The 17,025-nt window shown below is 69.7% G+C and carries 12 protein-coding genes; 5 read left to right on the top strand and 7 right to left on the bottom strand.

Annotated elements, in window-relative coordinates; translation table 11 throughout:
* Window positions 1-86: 86 nt before the first annotated feature.
* The 7 genes from OG440_RS24720 to rplU form a co-directional block, all read right to left on the bottom strand.
* Window positions 87-1,313: a glycosyltransferase family 2 protein gene (locus OG440_RS24720; RefSeq protein WP_406008968.1), complete on the bottom strand. Its 1,227-nt coding sequence runs from the start codon at window positions 1,311-1,313 to the stop codon at window positions 87-89.
* Window positions 1,314-1,490: 177 nt separating this feature from the next.
* Complete coding sequence (locus tag OG440_RS24715) at window positions 1,491-3,590, bottom strand: hypothetical protein (RefSeq protein WP_406008967.1); 2,100 nt, start codon at window positions 3,588-3,590, stop codon at window positions 1,491-1,493.
* Window positions 3,591-3,747: 157 nt separating this feature from the next.
* The gene (locus tag OG440_RS24710) at window positions 3,748-5,247 is read right to left on the bottom strand and encodes an SDR family NAD(P)-dependent oxidoreductase (protein WP_406008966.1); all 1,500 of its coding nucleotides are present in this window, start codon (window positions 5,245-5,247) and stop codon (window positions 3,748-3,750) included.
* A 259-nt stretch (window positions 5,248-5,506) separates the two neighbouring features.
* On the bottom strand, window positions 5,507-6,703 hold the full coding sequence (locus OG440_RS24705) for a hypothetical protein (RefSeq protein ID WP_406008965.1): 1,197 nt from the start codon (window positions 6,701-6,703) through the stop codon (window positions 5,507-5,509).
* Between the two features lie 265 nt (window positions 6,704-6,968).
* On the bottom strand, window positions 6,969-8,405 hold the full coding sequence (obgE, locus tag OG440_RS24700) for a GTPase ObgE (RefSeq protein ID WP_406008964.1): 1,437 nt from the start codon (window positions 8,403-8,405) through the stop codon (window positions 6,969-6,971).
* Between the two features lie 126 nt (window positions 8,406-8,531).
* A complete protein-coding gene (gene rpmA / locus OG440_RS24695; RefSeq protein ID WP_007381992.1) occupies window positions 8,532-8,786 on the bottom strand; it encodes a 50S ribosomal protein L27 in 255 nt (84 codons plus the stop codon).
* Window positions 8,787-8,800: 14 nt separating this feature from the next.
* Entirely contained in the window at window positions 8,801-9,121 is a 321-nt protein-coding gene (gene rplU, locus OG440_RS24690) for a 50S ribosomal protein L21 (protein WP_007381993.1), read from the bottom strand.
* A gap of 426 nt (window positions 9,122-9,547) precedes the next feature.
* On the opposite strand from rplU, the gene OG440_RS24685 reads away from it, so the two are divergent.
* The 5 genes from OG440_RS24685 to OG440_RS24665 all read left to right on the top strand — a co-directional run bounded on the left by OG440_RS24685 (window position 9,548) and on the right by OG440_RS24665 (window position 16,933).
* Window positions 9,548-11,290 carry a D-glucuronyl C5-epimerase family protein gene (locus OG440_RS24685; protein ID WP_406008963.1) on the top strand — a complete coding sequence of 581 codons (1,743 nt, stop codon included), beginning with the start codon at window positions 9,548-9,550 and terminating at the stop codon, window positions 11,288-11,290.
* 97 nt (window positions 11,291-11,387) lie between these two features.
* Window positions 11,388-11,990 (top strand): acyltransferase, encoded by a 603-nt coding sequence (locus OG440_RS24680; RefSeq protein ID WP_406008962.1) that lies wholly within the window; start codon window positions 11,388-11,390, stop codon window positions 11,988-11,990.
* Between the two features lie 253 nt (window positions 11,991-12,243).
* On the top strand, window positions 12,244-13,347 hold the full coding sequence (wecB, locus tag OG440_RS24675; protein ID WP_406008961.1) for a non-hydrolyzing UDP-N-acetylglucosamine 2-epimerase: 1,104 nt from the start codon (window positions 12,244-12,246) through the stop codon (window positions 13,345-13,347).
* Window positions 13,348-13,547: 200 nt separating this feature from the next.
* The gene (locus tag OG440_RS24670) at window positions 13,548-14,792 is read left to right on the top strand and encodes a glycosyltransferase (protein WP_406011446.1); all 1,245 of its coding nucleotides are present in this window, start codon (window positions 13,548-13,550) and stop codon (window positions 14,790-14,792) included.
* A complete protein-coding gene (locus OG440_RS24665) occupies window positions 14,789-16,933 on the top strand; it encodes a glycosyltransferase family 1 protein (protein WP_406008960.1) in 2,145 nt (714 codons plus the stop codon). Before OG440_RS24670 ends, OG440_RS24665 begins: the two co-directional genes overlap by 4 nt.
* Window positions 16,934-17,025 lie beyond the last annotated feature (92 nt).

The following is a 17,025-nucleotide window of genomic DNA, read 5'->3' as shown; positions in this document are numbered from 1 at the left end:
GCCGAACCCGACCCGGCCACACCACGGCCGGGCGCACACCACGGCCGTGCGGCACCGCACGCGGGCTCGCACGGGCACACGCGGGCTCAGGCGGCCGCCGTGCCGCCCGGCCGCATCGAGCGGCGGAGTCGGCGAAGCCTGCGGCGGACCTTGCGGGAGAAGCCGCGGAGGAAGGTCTCGGTCGGGTCCTTGCGCCAGCCCGGGAACTCCTTCGCCTCGCGGGGCTCGGCGAGGTAGATCCGGTCGGGCAGGCCGGCCGTGCGGTCGCCGTAGTGCGGATAGGCCAGGTACAGCTGGGTGTTGCGCTTCTTCAGGATCGGGGCCGGCTCGCGCTTTGCCTTGATGAACTCGAGGACGTCCACGAGGAGTTCGGGGCGCTGCCGGGCCACCAGCTCCAGGCGCAGCCGCTCGTGGACCCGGAGCCGCTGGGCGACGCCCTCGTTCCAGTAGGCGTCCATCAGCGGCTTGGCCAGCTCCAGCTTGGTGCGCCGGATCCCCTCGTCGTTCCTGAGGAAGACGGGCCCGAACTGCGGCAGCACGGTGACGAGGAAGGGGCGGACCATGAGCACGTCCCGCTTGGCGCCGGGCGGGATGAGCCGCTCCAGCAGACCCATCAGGGCACGGGCGGAGTCGAAGCGCAGGGTGTAGCTCCCGCTCTTCGTCACATGCTTGCCGTCGGTGCGGCCCACCAGGTAGTAGCAGGTGTAGTCGGCGAGCACGGAGACGCCGTCGGCCCGCAGATAGGCCTCCATCGTGAACAGGGCGTCCTCGCCGGTCCACAGCGACTCGTCGAAGCGCATGCCGTGGCGCTCCAGGAACTCCCGGCGGAACAGCTTCTGCGCGCTGAGGGTGAACTTGATGTTGGAGGAGTAGACGTCCGTCCGGTCGAGGGTCTCGCCCCACATCGACCTCGGCGGCTTGCGGTTGATGCCCTCCACCCGGCCGAGGACCACGTCCGTGCCGTTGCGGTCGCCCATGGCCACCATGCGCTCCAGGGCCTCGGCGCCGAGCCGGTCGTCGGCGTCGAGGAAGAAGACGTAGCGGCCGGTGGCCTTGGCGAGGCCGACGTTGCGCGGGCCGCTGGGACCGCCGGAGTTCTCCTGGTGGATCACGGTGACGGCCATGGGCGCGCGGGCCGCGAACTCCTCCAGGTACGCGCTGGTGCCGTCGCGGGAACCGTCGTCCACGGCGATGACCTCCAGGCGCGCCGCGTCCAGGGTCTGCGCCTCGACCGATGCCAGGCACTCGACCAGGTACGGCATCGCTTCGTACGCCCCGATGACCACCGTGACGTCAGGCTGCGCAGCGGTCACTTTTCCCTCTCATCACACACACCGGCCCCCCGTATGAACACTTTGGATACCCGGTAGACGATGGATGAACGGGGTGGGTTGCCTGGGTTTCGGCACGTGTCCCACATCACAGAACAGAGAAGAGGCCGGGCCCCCGGAGAGTACTCTCCGGGGGCCCGGCCTCAGGAAACACGGATGTCAGCCGGCCGTAACACCCTTGGCGTCCTTGGGCAGTTCCGTCGCGTCGTCCGGCGCGGCGCCGACCGCGTTGTCCGCCGAGACGGCGTGCGACTCCTGACCGACGTTGCGTGCCTCCGCCTTCAGCGCGAGGTCGGTGATCGCGGTGTCGAACTGTTCGAGCGAGGTGGGCTCGTCGGGGCCGAGCAGGTACTCCTTGAGCTCCTTGCGGTCCTTGGCCAGCGGATCGCCGGCCGGGTCGCGCACCCCGTCGAGCAGCTGGTCAAGTTCGGCGGCGCTGTTGCTGAGGATCACCGCCGCGCGCACGGCGGTGTTCTGCCGCCTGAACTCCTCGGCGCCCAGCCCCGCGGAGTCCGCGACCGCGTACGGCTTGCCGCTCGCGATGAAGTCGGAGACCACGCTGGAGATGTCCGAGACCATCGCCTCGGAGGCGTTGAAGCAGTCGTACAGGCGGGGTGCGGCGCCGGTGATCACCCGGTGCTCGAAGGAGGGGAAGGAGCGCCAGTAGGTCTCGTTCCACTCGGCACGCAGCCGGGCGGCCTCCTCGTGCTTGCGGACGTCGACGATGCCGTCGCGGCTCGTCACGGCCTCGTCGGCGCGCTCGTCGAAGGCGAGGGAGAGACCGTCCAGCCGGGCCTTGAGGCGGGTCAGTTCCGCCTTGGCCTTCGCCTCGGCCGCCGGGTCCGCGGTGAAGCGGGGGTCGCTCGCGCGCTGGGCGGCGGCCTTCTTGATCAGGGCGGTGATCCGCCGGTGCGCGGCGCCCGCCTTGGCGCTGCGGGTGCCGGTGAACGGGTGCGGCTTGTACAGGACGCGGACCGGGGGATCGGCCGCGACCAGCTTCTTCACGATGTTCTCGCCGGCCAGCAGGAGCGAGGTGTTGCCCGGGTTGTCGTCCCAGCCCTCCCAGGTGGGCGCGTACAGAACGGTCGGGATGCGCTCGACCGGCACACCGTTGCCGGTTCTGATCGGCGCCAGCTGCGGGCGGCCGACCTCCACGATGTCCTCGTCGCGGATGCCGACGTCGGCGATGGCGTAGCGGTCGCGGCCCGCGCGGCCGGCGGTCCACACCTCGTCGTAGACCTTGCTGAACGGGTTGACGCTGGCGAGCTTGTCGCTGTCGCCGTGGCCGATGAAGACGTGCTTCATGGTCGGCACGCGCAGCAGGTGGATGTTCTTGCCGACGTTCGCGCAGTACAACGCGACCCGCACCATGGACAGGTCCATGTTCATCAGGTGCACCCCCCCGGGCACGCAGACGACAGGGACCGAGGTGGGCGCCATCTTCTCCAGGACGGTGCGCTCACGCAGGATGACCAGCGGCCGGGACTGCATCTGCTCCATGGTCTCCAGCCACATGTTGACCTGGTAGGCGGAGTCGTCGGAGCCGGAGAAGTACAGCACCGTCTGCGGCCGGTACTCGCGCAGCCAGGCGCTGACCGTGCCGAGCACCTTGTCGGCCTTCGGCGGCAGCCGCTTCGCCCGCAGGTGCGGCACCAGCACCAGCACGTAGAGCGTGCCCAGGCCCAGGGTGACGCCGATGCCGGCGAAGCCCGCCGCCTCGGAGTCGGTGAGCGCGCAGACGAGAAGGCCCACGACGGCCGCGAGGTCGAGGTGGAGCATCTTGACGGTGGCGCGGCTCAGCAGCCGGCGCGGCGGGGCGTCCGGGATGCGCAGCCTGGAGGCCAGGTCGACGTTCCTGGTCACGACCGGCATCTGACGGCGCTTGCCGATCAGGGTGATCAGTGCGCCGTGCGGGGCCTGGAGACCGAAGAACACCGTGAAGCACGCGATCGCCGCGTAGAAGACCGGCTCCTGGGAGAGGTCGAGTCTCGCCAGCAGCAGGATCAGCAGCAGCTCGCGGACCAGGAACCGGGTGGACAGCCCGGCCCGTGCCTTGCCCAGGAGGGCGATGAGGCGGCTGCCTTTGCGGTGGAGGTAAAGGTCCGCCAGGTACGTCACGGCGGCCGCGGCGGCGAAGGCAGGGGCACTCGGTACGAGCGCGGCCGCCATGAGGCCGGGGTAGCCCAGCATCATGAGGACCGCCGCGGCCAGTTCGGCCGCGCTGCCCACCCGGGCTACGCGAATAGCGGTGGATATCACGGAGAAACCTGCTCTGGGAGGGGGCCGGTCATAGGTACTAAAAGTCCGGAAAATCCTTTGTGAAGGTTTCGGGAATTTTACGGATTCAGGCCTCTGTGAATTCTCCGTAAACAGGGAGCCACAGAGGCCTGAAAATTCGATGGCTATTTACGATGGATTATGACACGCCATCCTGTCGGTCGAGCACTCCGGCCAGGGCCGCCTCGAAGCCCGACGCCCGTCCGGCGGCCGCCGTCGGGTCCTGCTGGCGCACGTCGATCACATGCCCGGTCAGCTCGGAGAGCAGCACGTCGAGCGAGGTGCGGGCGACCGCCTCGGAGGACAGCAGACTGCCCGACGGCTCCTGCCCGAAGGCCTTGGTCCGCATGGGCGTGGCCGTCCGCTCCGGGTTGACGCAATTCACCCGGATGCCGTCACCGGCCCACTCGTCGGAGAGCGCCTGGGTGAGATTCACCATGGCGGCCTTCGTCGAGGAGTACAGGCTGTATTCGGCGCGTCCCCGGGTGTAACTGCTGGAGGTGTACAGCAGCAGCTGGCCCTTCGTCTCCGCCAGGTACTTGTACGCCGAACGGGCGATCTGCACCGGCGCCAGGTAGTTGACTTTCAGCGCTTCCTCGATGGTCGCGTTGTCGGTCTCGGCCAGCTTGCCGATGCGCAGCACGCCCGCGGTGTTGACGACGTAGTCGATGCGCCCGGTCTCGCTGTACGCCTTGGACAGGGCGTCGTCGACCTCCTCCGGGTTCTCCACGTGGGTGCCGGTGGTGGAACGGCCCAGGGCGTAGACGGTGGCGCCGTAGGACTCGGCGAGCTCGGCGATGTCCTTGCCGATGCCGTAGGAGCCGCCGAAGACGACCACGGTCTTGCCGGTGAGGAGCTCGCGGTAGACCTCCTCGCCGTTCTGCTCCGGGGTGGCGGAGGAGGCCAGCTGGAAGAGCTTGTCGGCGATGAAGACGTCGACGGGCTGGGTCACCTTCATGTTGTACTCGTCACCCGCCACGACGTGGATCGGCACGTCGGGCAGGTAGCGCAGGACGACGGTGCAGTCGTCGGTGGCCTGGAAGTTGGGGTCGCCCGCCGCCACCTCGTAGGCGCGCCGGATGGTGGACAGCTTGAAGGCCTGCGGGGTCTGACCGCGGCGCAGCCGGGAGCGGTCCGGGATCTCGGTGATGAACTCGCCGTCGTCGCCGTGCGTGCGCGTCACGATGATGGTGTCGGCGGACGGGATGGCGACGTCGACCGCCTGGTAGCGCTCCAGCGCCGTGACGCAGTCGTCGATGACCCGCCGCGAGAGCAGGGGACGCACCGCGTCGTGGAACAGGACGTTGAGGTCCTCGCCGTCGGCCAGCCCCTCGCCCAGGGCCGCGATGGCGCGCTCGGTGGTCTCGTTCCGCGTGGAGCCGCCCTCGATGATCTTCCGGACCTTCTTGAATCCGGCCTTGGATACGATCTTCTCGACGTCCGGCACATAGCCCGGCGCCATCAGCACGATGATGTCGTCGACCGAGTCGGCCTTCTCGAAGGTGGTCAGCGTGTGCTCGATGACTGCCTTGCCGGCGATCTTCAGCAGCTGCTTGGGGATCGACAGACCCACCCGCTGGCCGGTGCCACCGGCCAGGATCACTGCGGTGGTACGGGGCTTGGCTATGTGCTGGGACACAGAGGACCTACCTTGGGGCGACAGGGAACGGGGAAATGGTCCCACTTGCGGTTACCGCGATGCAAGGTGAGCGCCGTTCGCTGCAAATGTGCGCGCAACCTGGCATTCACCTTGCGTCGCCGGTGATTGATTGGCCACCGGCGCGGCTGCCCATGGATGGTCCCTGGAAATCCTGTGAGTTACTGCACAGGGAGTATGGCATTGCCGAGAGTGACGGAGTGCCACGGGACGAGGGCGTGCCGCCCGCCGTCGGCCGTCCTCAGTGCCGCCGCAGCCGCTTGAGGCAGCGGTGCCCGAGCACCCGGACGAGTTCCTTGGACGAGGTCTGGTGCACCGCGCGCGCCGAGGCCCCGCCGGGCCCCGCGGCCGCCGCGGCGAGCGCCCCGTACAGGGCCTGAGCGGCCACCTCGGGGGCGATCCGGGCCTCCCCGGGCTCCGGCCCGGCGGGCTCGGGCACAGCGGACAGCAGCGCCGGGTCACCGATGAGGCGCACGCCCGTCGACCGGATCCCGGCGACCATCTCGGCGCCGATCCCGGCGGCCGCCCGGACGGCCCAGTCGGGTGTGGAGATCCTCACGTCCTGTGAGGTGGGACTGCACGTGTTCTTCATATGCATGACCGCGCCGTTGCGAACCAGCAGGGAATAGAGCTCGTCGGGGAGCCCATTACCGCGGAATTCCTTGTTGAGGTTGCGCAGCATTTCGGTCTCGGCGAGGGTGAGAGAGCGATTCGCCGTGTCCGGAACGGGCTGAAGGAGATTCGCGGGCAGTCCGAGGAGTCCCTCGAAGGTGCGCATCAGCCCGCCCCGGTCCCGGTCGTCCACCACGACGACGGTGACCCGGTCGGCCCCGACCGCCCGCACCCACCGCTCGACCAGCCGGTCGTGCCGGTGCCGGCGCCAGAAACTGGGGTTGGGCTTCTCGTAGGGGGCCTTGCGGAGCATGTGCTCCAGCCACTCCTCGTAGCCCATGCGCAGGCCGTTCTGCACGTACTGCTGCCACTGCGAGGGCATGATCCGCACCAGCGGGCGCAGGGTGACCAGCACGTGCACGGACTCCCCGCCGAGCTGCTCGACGATCCGCTCGGCGGTCGCGTCGTCCGGGGCGTCGGCGAAGAACTCGCTGCTGACCACGCAGGTGTGCCGGCCGGTGGCGTGCACCTGCTCCACGAGCCGCGTCCAGTGCCGCTGGGTGGGCGTGGTGTCGCCGATCATCCCGGTCCGGGAGCAGGCCGCCAGCACGGCCTGCATGGGGTGTCTGCTCTGCGCCGGATACGCGACGCCGTAGGCCGGCAGTTTGTCCTTCGCCGCGAAGAGGGCGCCCTGGATCGAGGTGGTCCCGGTCTTGTGCGGCCCGATGTGCAGCAGGCGGGTGCCGGCGGGCAGCGGGGTGGGGTGCGCGGGGGCCGGGGCGCCGTCACTCGTACGGTCCGCGGTGTTCGTACAGTCCGTCTCCATGGTCAGAAGACGGTAAGAGAACTTCCTTAGGGGACGCTGAGAGGAGCCTGGGTCACAGATGAGTCCCCGGCTCCGGTCGGCGATTTTCCCACCCGGCCCTCACACAGGTTTCCCACCCGGCCTTCGCGCAGGCCGGAGGCGGCGACGGCCGGCGGCCCTCCGCGAAACCACTCCCCTGCCTCGCCGTGACGAAGAGGGACCCGCGGCGGACGGCCGACGGCCGACCACCACGGGTCCCGGAGACGAAGGCCGGCGGGCCCGGCGGCTAGAAGGGCTCGAAGCCCTCGAACTCCTGGGTCACCTCGTCGCGTTCGGCCTGCTTGTCCCGGCGGCGCTGGGTCGCGGGACGCGGCTCCTCGAAGCGGTGGTCCTCGCCTCGGCGGCCGAGCATCTCGGCGCCGGCCGTCACCGACGGCTCCCAGTCGAAGACGACGGCGTTGTCCTCGGGGCCGATGGCGACGCCGTCGCCGCCCCGGGCACCCGCCTTCATCAACGCGTCCTCCACACCGAGGCGGTTGAGCCGGTCGGCGAGGTAGCCGACGGCCTCGTCGTTGTTGAAGTCGGTCTGGCGCACCCAGCGTTCGGGCTTCTCGCCCCGGACGCGGAACAGGCCGTCCTCCTCCAGCGTGACGGTGAAGCCGGAGTCGTCGACCGCCTTCGGACGGATGACGATGCGGGTCGCCTCCTCCTTCGGCCTGGCCGCGCGCGCCGCGCCCACCATCTCGGCGAGGGCGAAGGACAGCTCCTTCAGACCCAGGTGGGCGACCGCGGACACCTCGAAGACGCGGTAGCCGCGCGCCTCCAGATCCGGGCGGACCATCTCGGCGAGGTCCTTGCCGTCCGGTACGTCGATCTTGTTCAGCACCACGAGCCGCGGACGGTTGCCGAGGCCGCCGTACTGCTTGAGCTCCTCCTCGATGATGTCGAGGTCGGAGAGCGGGTCACGCTCGGACTCCAGGGTCGCCGTGTCCAGCACATGCACGAGCACGCTGCACCGCTCGACGTGGCGCAGGAACTCCAGGCCCAGGCCCTTGCCCTGGCTGGCCCCCGGGATCAGGCCCGGCACGTCGGCGATCGTGTAGACCGTGGAGCCGGCCGTCACCACGCCGAGGTTCGGGACCAGGGTCGTGAACGGGTAGTCCGCGATCTTCGGCTTGGCGGCGGACAGGACGGAGATCAGCGAGGACTTGCCCGCGCTCGGGTAGCCGACGAGGGCCACGTCGGCGACGGTCTTCAGCTCCAGGACGATGTCCTGGAGGTCGCCGGGCACGCCGAGCAGCGCGAAGCCGGGCGCCTTGCGGCGGGCCGAGGACAGGGCGGCGTTGCCGAGGCCGCCGCGACCGCCCTGGGCGGCGACGTACGAGGTGCCGTGGCCGACCAGGTCCGCCAGCACGTTGCCGGCCTTGTCCTGGATCACGGTGCCGTCCGGGACCGGCAGGATCAGGTCCTGGCCGTCCTTGCCGGAGCGGTTGCCGCCCTCGCCGGGCTTGCCGTTGGTGGCGTTGCGGTGGGGCTTGTGGTGGTAGTCGAGGAGCGTGGTGACCGACTGGTCGACGACCAGGATCACGTCGCCGCCGCGGCCGCCGTTGCCCCCGTCGGGGCCACCGAGCGGTTTGAACTTCTCACGGTGGACGGAGGCACAGCCGTGGCCTCCGTTACCCGCGGCGACATGGAGTTCGACGCGGTCCACGAAGGTGGTCATGTGGGTGCCTCCAGCACTACGAAAACGTCAGGATCTTGCCAACTGCTCTATCTACTGCTCTAACACGCGAAAGGCGGACCCGCCTTCCCACACGGGAAGTGAGGTCCGCCTCGCGAAAGCTTCCGATCAGGCGACCGGAACGATGTTCACGACCTTGCGGCCACGGTGGGTACCGAACTCCACCGCACCGGCGTTCAGCGCGAACAGCGTGTCGTCGCCGCCACGGCCGACGCCCGCACCGGGGTGGAAGTGGGTGCCACGCTGGCGGACCAGGATCTCACCCGCGTTGACGACCTGACCGCCGAAGCGCTTCACGCCGAGCCGCTGGGCATTGGAGTCGCGACCGTTCCGGGTGGACGATGCGCCCTTCTTGTGTGCCATGTCTCCTCAGTCCCTTACTTCGCAGCCGCGGGGATCTCAGTGACCTTGATCGCCGTGTACTGCTGGCGGTGGCCCTGACGACGGCGGTAGCCGGTCTTGTTCTTGTAGCGAAGGATGTCGATCTTGACGCCCTTGTGGTGGTCCACGACCTCGGCCTGGACCTTGATGCCGGCCAGCACCCACGGGTCGCTGGTCACAGCGTCGCCGTCGACAACGAGCAGGGTCGAGAGCTCGACCGTGTCGCCAACCTTGGCAGTGGAAATCTTGTCAACCTCAACGATGTCGCCGACAGCAACCTTGTGCTGGCGACCACCGCTGCGCACGATGGCGTACACGCGGATCTCACTCTCTCGCTCTGGGACGGCACCCCCGAAGTCCAGCCGCCCGGGAACGAACACGGACGGCCTCTCCCGACCACCGAGGTGACCAGTGGCCGGAAGGAAAAGGTTTACGGGGATGTGGCACGTCAATCGACACGCCGAGGGTCAAGGCTACGGGCCGCGGCTTGAGGGGTCAAACCGGGTCGGTCGTCCGGCGGCGACACCTCCGGACGGATCACGGTTCCATCACGGAATCTTTCACCCCCTGGCCGAACATCCCACAACGCACCGGTATGCCCGTCTCCCCCCTCCGCCCCCTCGGCTGAACTTCTCGCGACCCTCACGAAAACCCACAGCTTTCACATACGATCCACACTTATTGTCAAATCAAGATCATCCGTTGATCACCGCTGATCAACGCCCTTGGGGGGGACCAGAGTTATGGCTGGAAAGAGGCGCGCCGAAATCGGCCGGAGACGGTTCATACGGCTGGCCGGGGGCGGCGCCGCGGGGGTTGCGGTCGTGGGTGGCGGGGCCGTCACCGCGATGGCCACCGGCGTGTTCGAGTCACCGACTCCGCCGGACCCGTTCGCCAACATGCCGCGGTCGATCGCGCTGAGCCTGCCGTCCGGCGCCGGCGGGGAGTCCCTGCCCGTGCCGCCGCTGCCGGACCCGCTGGAGGGCGGCAGCGTCAGCGCGCCGAGCCCCGGCACGCACATCCCGTACACGGGCGGCACGCCGACCGAGACGGACGTCCCCACCACCCTGCCGTTCGAGTTCAACAAGGTCGGCTACCAGATCGACCCCGATCTGCCGGAAGCCATGAAGCCGTGGCGCAACCGGGCCACCACCTGGGCCAACGCCAACCTGTCGTCGGGTGACTACCACCTGAACTCCGACGGCGTGTACATGAAGTTCACGGCCGACGGAAAGTCCTACGACCACCCCGTGGGGCAGATCCAGTTCGGCCTCGGCTGCATCACCAGCTACCGGGTCGAGACCGACCCGACCCGCAAGGACGTCTTCCTCAAGCGCGCCAAGGCCCAGGCCGACCGGCTGATCGCCAAGCGCGTCGAGACCCGCGGCGCCTGGTACTTCCCGTACCCGTTCGACTTCACCCACGCCGAGCACAGCGGTGTCGTCTACAAGGCGCCCTGGTACTCCGGCATGGCACAGGGCGAGGCGATCAGCCTCTTCGCCCAGCTCGCCGCCCTGGAGGACGGGCTCAGCGCGGACGAGCGCGCCCTGTACCGGACGGCGGCCGACGGCGCCTTCGCCTCCCTGCTGCGCGCGGACAACACGAACCCGTGGGTCGTGAACAGGGACAAGGCGGGCTACCTCTGGATCCAGGAGTACCCGTTCAAGACGGCCGGTACGGGCGACTACACGTACAACGGCATGATCTTCGCCCTGTTCGGCGTCTGGGACTACTACCGGCTGACCGGCAACGAGCTCGCCGCCCAGCTGTACGACGGCGGCTGCACGACGATCGCCCGGTACTTCACCCTGCTGCGCAACCCGCGCTGGTTCTCGTACTACTGCCAGACGCACCGGATTCCGGCGAACACCTATCACCACCACCACATCACGCTGTGGCAGCAGCTGAACTGGCAGACCAACAGCTCGGTCTTCGCCCACCAGCTGGACATGCTGATCGAGGACGTCCCGCCGGGCGTGAAGTCCGGGTCGGTGATCGCGATCGCCGCCGGCACGCACACCCTGTACAAGCTGGACACCAAGGCCGACGGCAGCTGGACCAAGGGCCAGGCCGACAAGATCCTCGGCACGAAGAAGGTCGTCTTCGCCCGGGCCACCCAGGCTCCGATCGACATGCGGCGACGCATCCAGGGCGCGGGCGTCTGGTACCGGATCAGCGCCGGGGCGTACAAGGGCTACTGGATCGGGGAGGCCTACCCCAAGGTGTTCCTGCGCGGTGAGCACGTCACCGTCGTCTACCGGGCGCCGCGCACGCTCACGATCGCCGCGAACGCCTCCGTCGAGGCGATCAGCTTCGGCACCAACGGCGTGGCCGGCACGCTCAAGACGCTCAAGTACTCCGCGTCGCACACCCTGCAGTTCGACCGCAGGGCGGTCGTGAACGGCCGGTCGATGGTGCGGGTCACCTCGGAGGAACTGGCCGGGTACTGGATTCCGGCCAACCAGGTCACCACCGACGGACACTGAGCGAACGCGCTTGCCCGGGCAGGGGCCGCCCTCGTCGGAGGGGGCGGCCCCTGCCCGTATGCTCGCCAGGCGTAGCCAGACACCGGAAGGCGGAGAAGTGAACTACAGGGTCCAGCCCAGCGCCCAGGTCGACGCGGGTGCCGAGATCGGTGCCGGGAGCAGCGTGTGGGACCTCGCGCAGATCCGGGAAGGCGCGCGGCTCGGTGAGGGCTGCGTGGTCGGCCGTGGGGCGTACGTCGGTTCCGGTGTCCGCATGGGTGACAACTGCAAGCTCCAGAACTACGCGCTCGTCTACGAGCCGGCCGAACTCGGCGACGGTGTCTTCATCGGCCCCGCCGTCGTCCTCACCAACGACCACAACCCGCGCTCCGTGGACCCCGAGGGCAAGCAGAAGCGCGGGGGCGACTGGGAGGCCGTCGGCGTGCGGATCGCCGACGGCGCGTCCATCGGGGCGCGCGCCGTGTGTGTCGCCCCCCTCACCATCGGCCGCTGGGCGATGGTCGCCGCCGGCGCCGTCGTCACCAAGGACGTGCCGGACTTCGCGCTGGTCGTGGGCGTCCCGGCCCGCCGCGTCGGCTGGGTCGGGCGGGCCGGTGTCCGGCTGGTGGAGCGGGACGGCGAGCCGGGCGTGTGGGAGTGCCCGGAGACCGGCGCCCGCTACGACGAGAAGGACGGAACGCTGGTCGAGCGCAGCGCCTAGCGACGCGCCCGCGTTGACCCGTTTTACGTACCTGTAAACGCAAGGTTCACGAAATCGTTATGCGAGCGAGTCGAAGCCCGAAAGCCGTGTTCTGACCACGGCTTGGACGGACATGGACAGGACGCGACAGGACCCGTCAGAACGCGCTCGCCCGGCAGGGCAACCCGCAGCGGATCCGGCGCGTCCAACCCGTTGCCTACCATTTCCTCTGCTCGCACACCCCACATGCCCGCCCCCAGAAGAAGAGTGCTCTGTGAAAGTCATCAGCATCGTCGGCGCCCGTCCCCAGTTGGTGAAGCTCGCCCCCATCGCGGCCGCCTTCGCGGAAACCGAGCACGAGCACGTCATCGTGCACACCGGGCAGCACTACGACGCCGACCTCTCGGACGTCTTCTTCTCCGGACTCGGCATCCCGGACCCCGACGTCCACCTCGGTGTCGGCTCCGGCAGCCACGGAGCGCAGACCGGCGCCGTCCTCTCCGCCCTCGACCCGGTCCTCGACCGTGAGCAGCCCGACTGGGTGCTCGTCTACGGCGACACGAACTCCACCATCGCGGGCGCGCTGTCCGCCGTGAAGATGCACCTGCCCGTGGCGCACCTGGAAGCCGGCCTGCGCTCCTTCAACCGGCGGATGCCGGAGGAGCACAACCGCGTCCTCACCGACCACAGCGCCGACCTGCTCCTCGCCCCGACCGAGGAGGCCATGCGCCACCTCGCGAACGAGGGCCTGGCCGACCGCGCCCGGCTGGCCGGCGACGTGATGGTCGACATCTGTCTGCGCATCCGCGACCAGGTCCGCGCCGGCGAGTTCCCCGCGCCGGAGCTGCCCGAGGGCATCGACCCGGCACAGCCCTTCTTGCTGGCGACCCTGCACCGCCCGGACAACACCGACGACCCCGAGCGGCTCGCCGCGATCGTCGACTCGCTCGCCAAGCTGCCGGTGCCGGTGGCGCTGGCCGCCCACCCGAGGCTCGTCGCCCGCGCCCACGAGCACGGCATCGACCTGGCCCAGGGCAACCTGCACGTCGGCCGCCCGCTGCCGTACGCGAGCCTGGTCGCCGCCGTGCTGGCCTCCGTCGGTGTGGTGACCGACTCCGGCGGTCTGCAGAAGGAGGCGTTCCTGCTGGAGCGCATCTGCACCACGATCCGCCCGGAGACGGAGTGGGTGGAAACCGTCGGCACCGGCTGGAACGTCCTTGTACCCGACCCGCACACGCTGTCGCCCCAGGAGTGGGCCGAGACCGTGACCCGTGCCGTGCCGACCGACGACCCGGGCACCCCGTACGGCGACGGCCGCGCGGCGCACAATGTCGTCCGTCTCATGGAGGAATGGAAGGGGGGCAGCCGGCCCGCCTGACATGAGGAACGGCACCGGGGAGCGCGGCCGTCCGCCTGCGGACGGCCACACGTGACCCACAGTCCGTGCATGTCAGCGTGCTAGCGTCAACCGCTATGTCATCGTCTCCCCCGTCCGGGCCGCCTGCGGAAGGCAAGCGACCGCACGTCATCTATCTCGCCATCGGGTTCCCCCCGGCCGCCAAGAGCTCCACGTACCGGATGCGCGAGACCGCCAACCAGTTCGTGAAGGTCGGCTGGGACGTCACGGTCGTCAACATCGCCCGGGAGTCCTGGGAACTCGACTCGGGCATCGACCTCTCCCTGCTGGACCAGGTCGACCCCCGGGTGAAGATCGTCGAGCTGCCGCTGGCGCGCGAGGATCTCGAGACGGACATCCGCCTCTTCGACGAGGCGCGTGCCCTCGACCCCAACGGCTGGGTCGCCAAGCTCCGCAAGCGCCAGACCGAGAACTTCCCCGAGCCCAACTTCGGTGAGTGGCGCGACGACCTCGAGCAGGCCGTGCTGGACATCCACCGGGAACACCCGGCGGACCTGCTGCTCGCCAGCTGCGTGCCGTACGTGAACCTCGCCGCGGCCTGGAAGCTGTGGGAGGAGGCGAAGGTGCCGTACGCGGTGGACTTCCGCGACGGCTGGTCCATCGACGTCATCGACGGTGTCGAGGCCTTCGCCCGTGACTCCGCCGAGGGTCGCTGGGAGCAGAAGATCCTGGACCACGCGGTGTCGCTGTGGGTCGTCAACGACCCCATCGCCGAGCACTACCGGCGGCGCTACCCCAACTTCGCCGACCGCGTGCACGTCGTCCGCAACGGCTACGACGCGGACAGTTCGCCGGGCCGCGCGCACAACCCCGACGCCGAGGCCGGTCTCGTCTTCGGCTACCTCGGCACGGTCAACTTCACCGTCCCGCACCTGGAGACGGTGCTGAACGCCTGGCGCGCCGCCCGCGCCAAGGAGCCGCTGCTGGCGAACGCGCGCTTCGAGCTGCGCGGCCACCTCGGCAACGGCGCCACCCGCGGCGCGAACCGTCACGCCGAGGTCTTCAAGGAGGCCGAGGCCGACGGCGTCGTCTTCGGCGGTCCCGCCGCCAAGGCCGAGGTCTCCTCGATCTACGCCGGCTGGGACGCCATGGTGCTGATCCTCATCGGCGGCCGGTTCGTCACCTCCGGCAAGGTGTACGAGTACATGGCGACCGGCCTGCCGATCGTGTCGGCGCACGCCGTCGAGCACGACGCCTCGAACGTGCTGAGGGGCCACCCGCTGTGGACCGGCGCCCCGGGCATCGACGAGGCGGGCTTGACCGAGTCCTTCATCAAGGCCGCCCACATGGCGGTGGAGACCACCGACGAGGAGCACGCCGAGGCGATGGCCCACGCCGACCAGTTCACTCGCGAGGCGCTGATGTCCGTCGCGATCAAGAACCTTGTCGAGGAGCTCGCCAAGTGACCGAAGTCCTGCTCGTGGCGTCCGTCCGGCCGAATTTCGGCGTGCTCGCCGACACGGTGCGCAAGTTCAACGCCCAGGGCGCGCGCGTGCACCTGGCGGGCATGTTCCACCTGGACGCCGAGGGCGTCCCCGAGGAACTCGCCCAGGTCGAGCTGGCCGGCGTGCACCAGCTGCCGCGCACGCTCAAGCACCGCAGCCAGGCCGTGCGCCGCCGGCTCGGCAAGGCCCCGCGCGGCCTGCGCAACTGGACGCAGGTGCGCGGCGACTCGTGGCTGCGCTCCCACGGCCGCAAGGCCGATGTCCTTGTCGCCCTCGACGTGGCCGCCGTGTACACGGTGTGGCGGCTCGCCGAGTACAACCGCACCGCCGCGGCCAGGTTCGGGCTCGCGCCCGCGCTGAAGGCCGTCGAGGAGCTGACGGCACAGGGCGGCGCCACGGCCCGGCACTCCACGGTCCTGCCGCCGCTGAGCGCCGTCGCGCGCGACGTGAAGCGCTCGGTCGACCGGCTGCCCGCGCAGCTGGTGCGCACGGTGACCCCGCGGCCCCTGATGCGTTCCGGTGTCGGCGCCCGGCTGTGGCGCTCGGCCGTGACCGCGCCGGGCGTGCCCATAAAGGTGCGCGCCGCGACCTCGCGGTACGTCGCCGAGGGCATGCAGTGGGCGGGCCGCACCAGCGGTGCCGCGCTCACCCTCGCGGACGCCGCCGCGAAGATCCCGGACCTCCAGCTGCGGGCGGACCTCTACAACGAGGGCGTCATGCAGGAGCTGAAGAAGGGCATCAGCCCCCGCTTCCTCGGCAAGGCGGTCGCGGCCCAGCTCGCGAACGCCGACGCGCTCTTCGCCGCGGGCAAGACCGACGAGGCGGCCGAGGCGCTCAACCGCACGCTGTTCCTGCACTTCCACCGGGTGCTGCACATCGACCAGTTGTCGTCGCCGCTGGCGAAGGACGCCGAGGGCTTCGTCGCCCCGCTGCACCGCTCCAAGGCGTTCCAGGCACTGAGCCGCCCCCGCGACCGCAAGGTGCCCGCCGCGCCCGCCCCCACCGACCGCCCGCTGCGGCTGCTGGTGACGACGAGCGCCAACGACAACTTCCTGCACCTGATCAAGGAGCACTTCGCCGACCACCCCGGTGTCGAGCTGCGCTTCCTCGATCTGGCCACGAACAAGCACCTCAAGCGGATCTCCTGGGCGGCCCCGCGCATGCTCAAGGACCGGCTGGCGGGCGACGCGAGCGACTACCAGGAAGAGGTGGAGCGCCTGATGCGCCCGCACCTCGACTGGGCGGACACCGTGTTCCTGGAGTGGGCGGCCGGTCCGGCCGGCATGCTCACCACGATCGACCCGGGCGACACCCGGATCATCGTGCGCCTGCACAGCTACGAGGCCTTCACGCGCTGGCCGCACATGACGGACTTCTCCCGGATCGACGACCTCGTCTTCGTCGCCCCGCACGTGAAGGACCTGACCGCCTCGCTCGTGCCGACGCTGCGCGGCGAGCAGGCCCCGCGGTTCCACCTCATCGACAACGCCATGGACCTGTCGGGCTTCAACCGCGCGAAGCCGGCCGACGCCCGCTTCAACCTCGGTCTGATCGGCATCAGCCAGGTCGCCAAGGACCCGAAGTGGGCCCTGGACGTCCTGGAGCGGGTCCGCAAGCACGACGAGCGCTACCGACTGCTGCTGGTCGGCGGCGACATGGACCCGAAGACCAGCCAGGCCACCAAGGACTACCTGGCCGAGTTCGAGGAGCTGCTGGCCCCGCTGGAGGAGTCCGGCGCGGTGGTCCGGCTCGGCCCGACGGACGACGTCCCGTCGAAGCTCGTCGAGATCGGTACGATCCTCAGCTCCTCGGTGCGCGAGGGCTGCCACGTCGGTGTGATGGAGGGCGCGGCCAGCGGTGCCGTTCCCGTCGTCCGCGACTGGCCGTTCTACGCGGGCAAGCCCAACAGCGCCCGCACCCTCTACCCCGAGGGCTGGGTCGTGGCCTCGCCCGCCGAGGCGGCCGAGCGGATCCTGAAGATCACGGCCACCGAGGAGGCCTGGCGCGGGGCGGGCAAGCTCGCCACCGAGCACGCGCTGACCGTGTGGGACTGGCCCGTGGTGCAGAAGCACTTCGAGAAGCTGGTGCTCGAAGAGGGCTGAGCCGGCCGGATCGGCTCCTTGCCGACGGACGCCACGAGTGAGGGCCCCCGGGATCATCCCGGGGGCCCTCGGTCATCCGCTCACTCGCGTAC

It is taken from the genome of Streptomyces sp. NBC_00637, assembly GCF_045161545.1.
Classification (GTDB): Bacteria; Actinomycetota; Actinomycetes; order Streptomycetales; family Streptomycetaceae; genus Streptomyces.
Note: the sequence above shows the minus strand (reverse complement) of the source record. Positions and strands in the feature narration are given on the sequence as shown.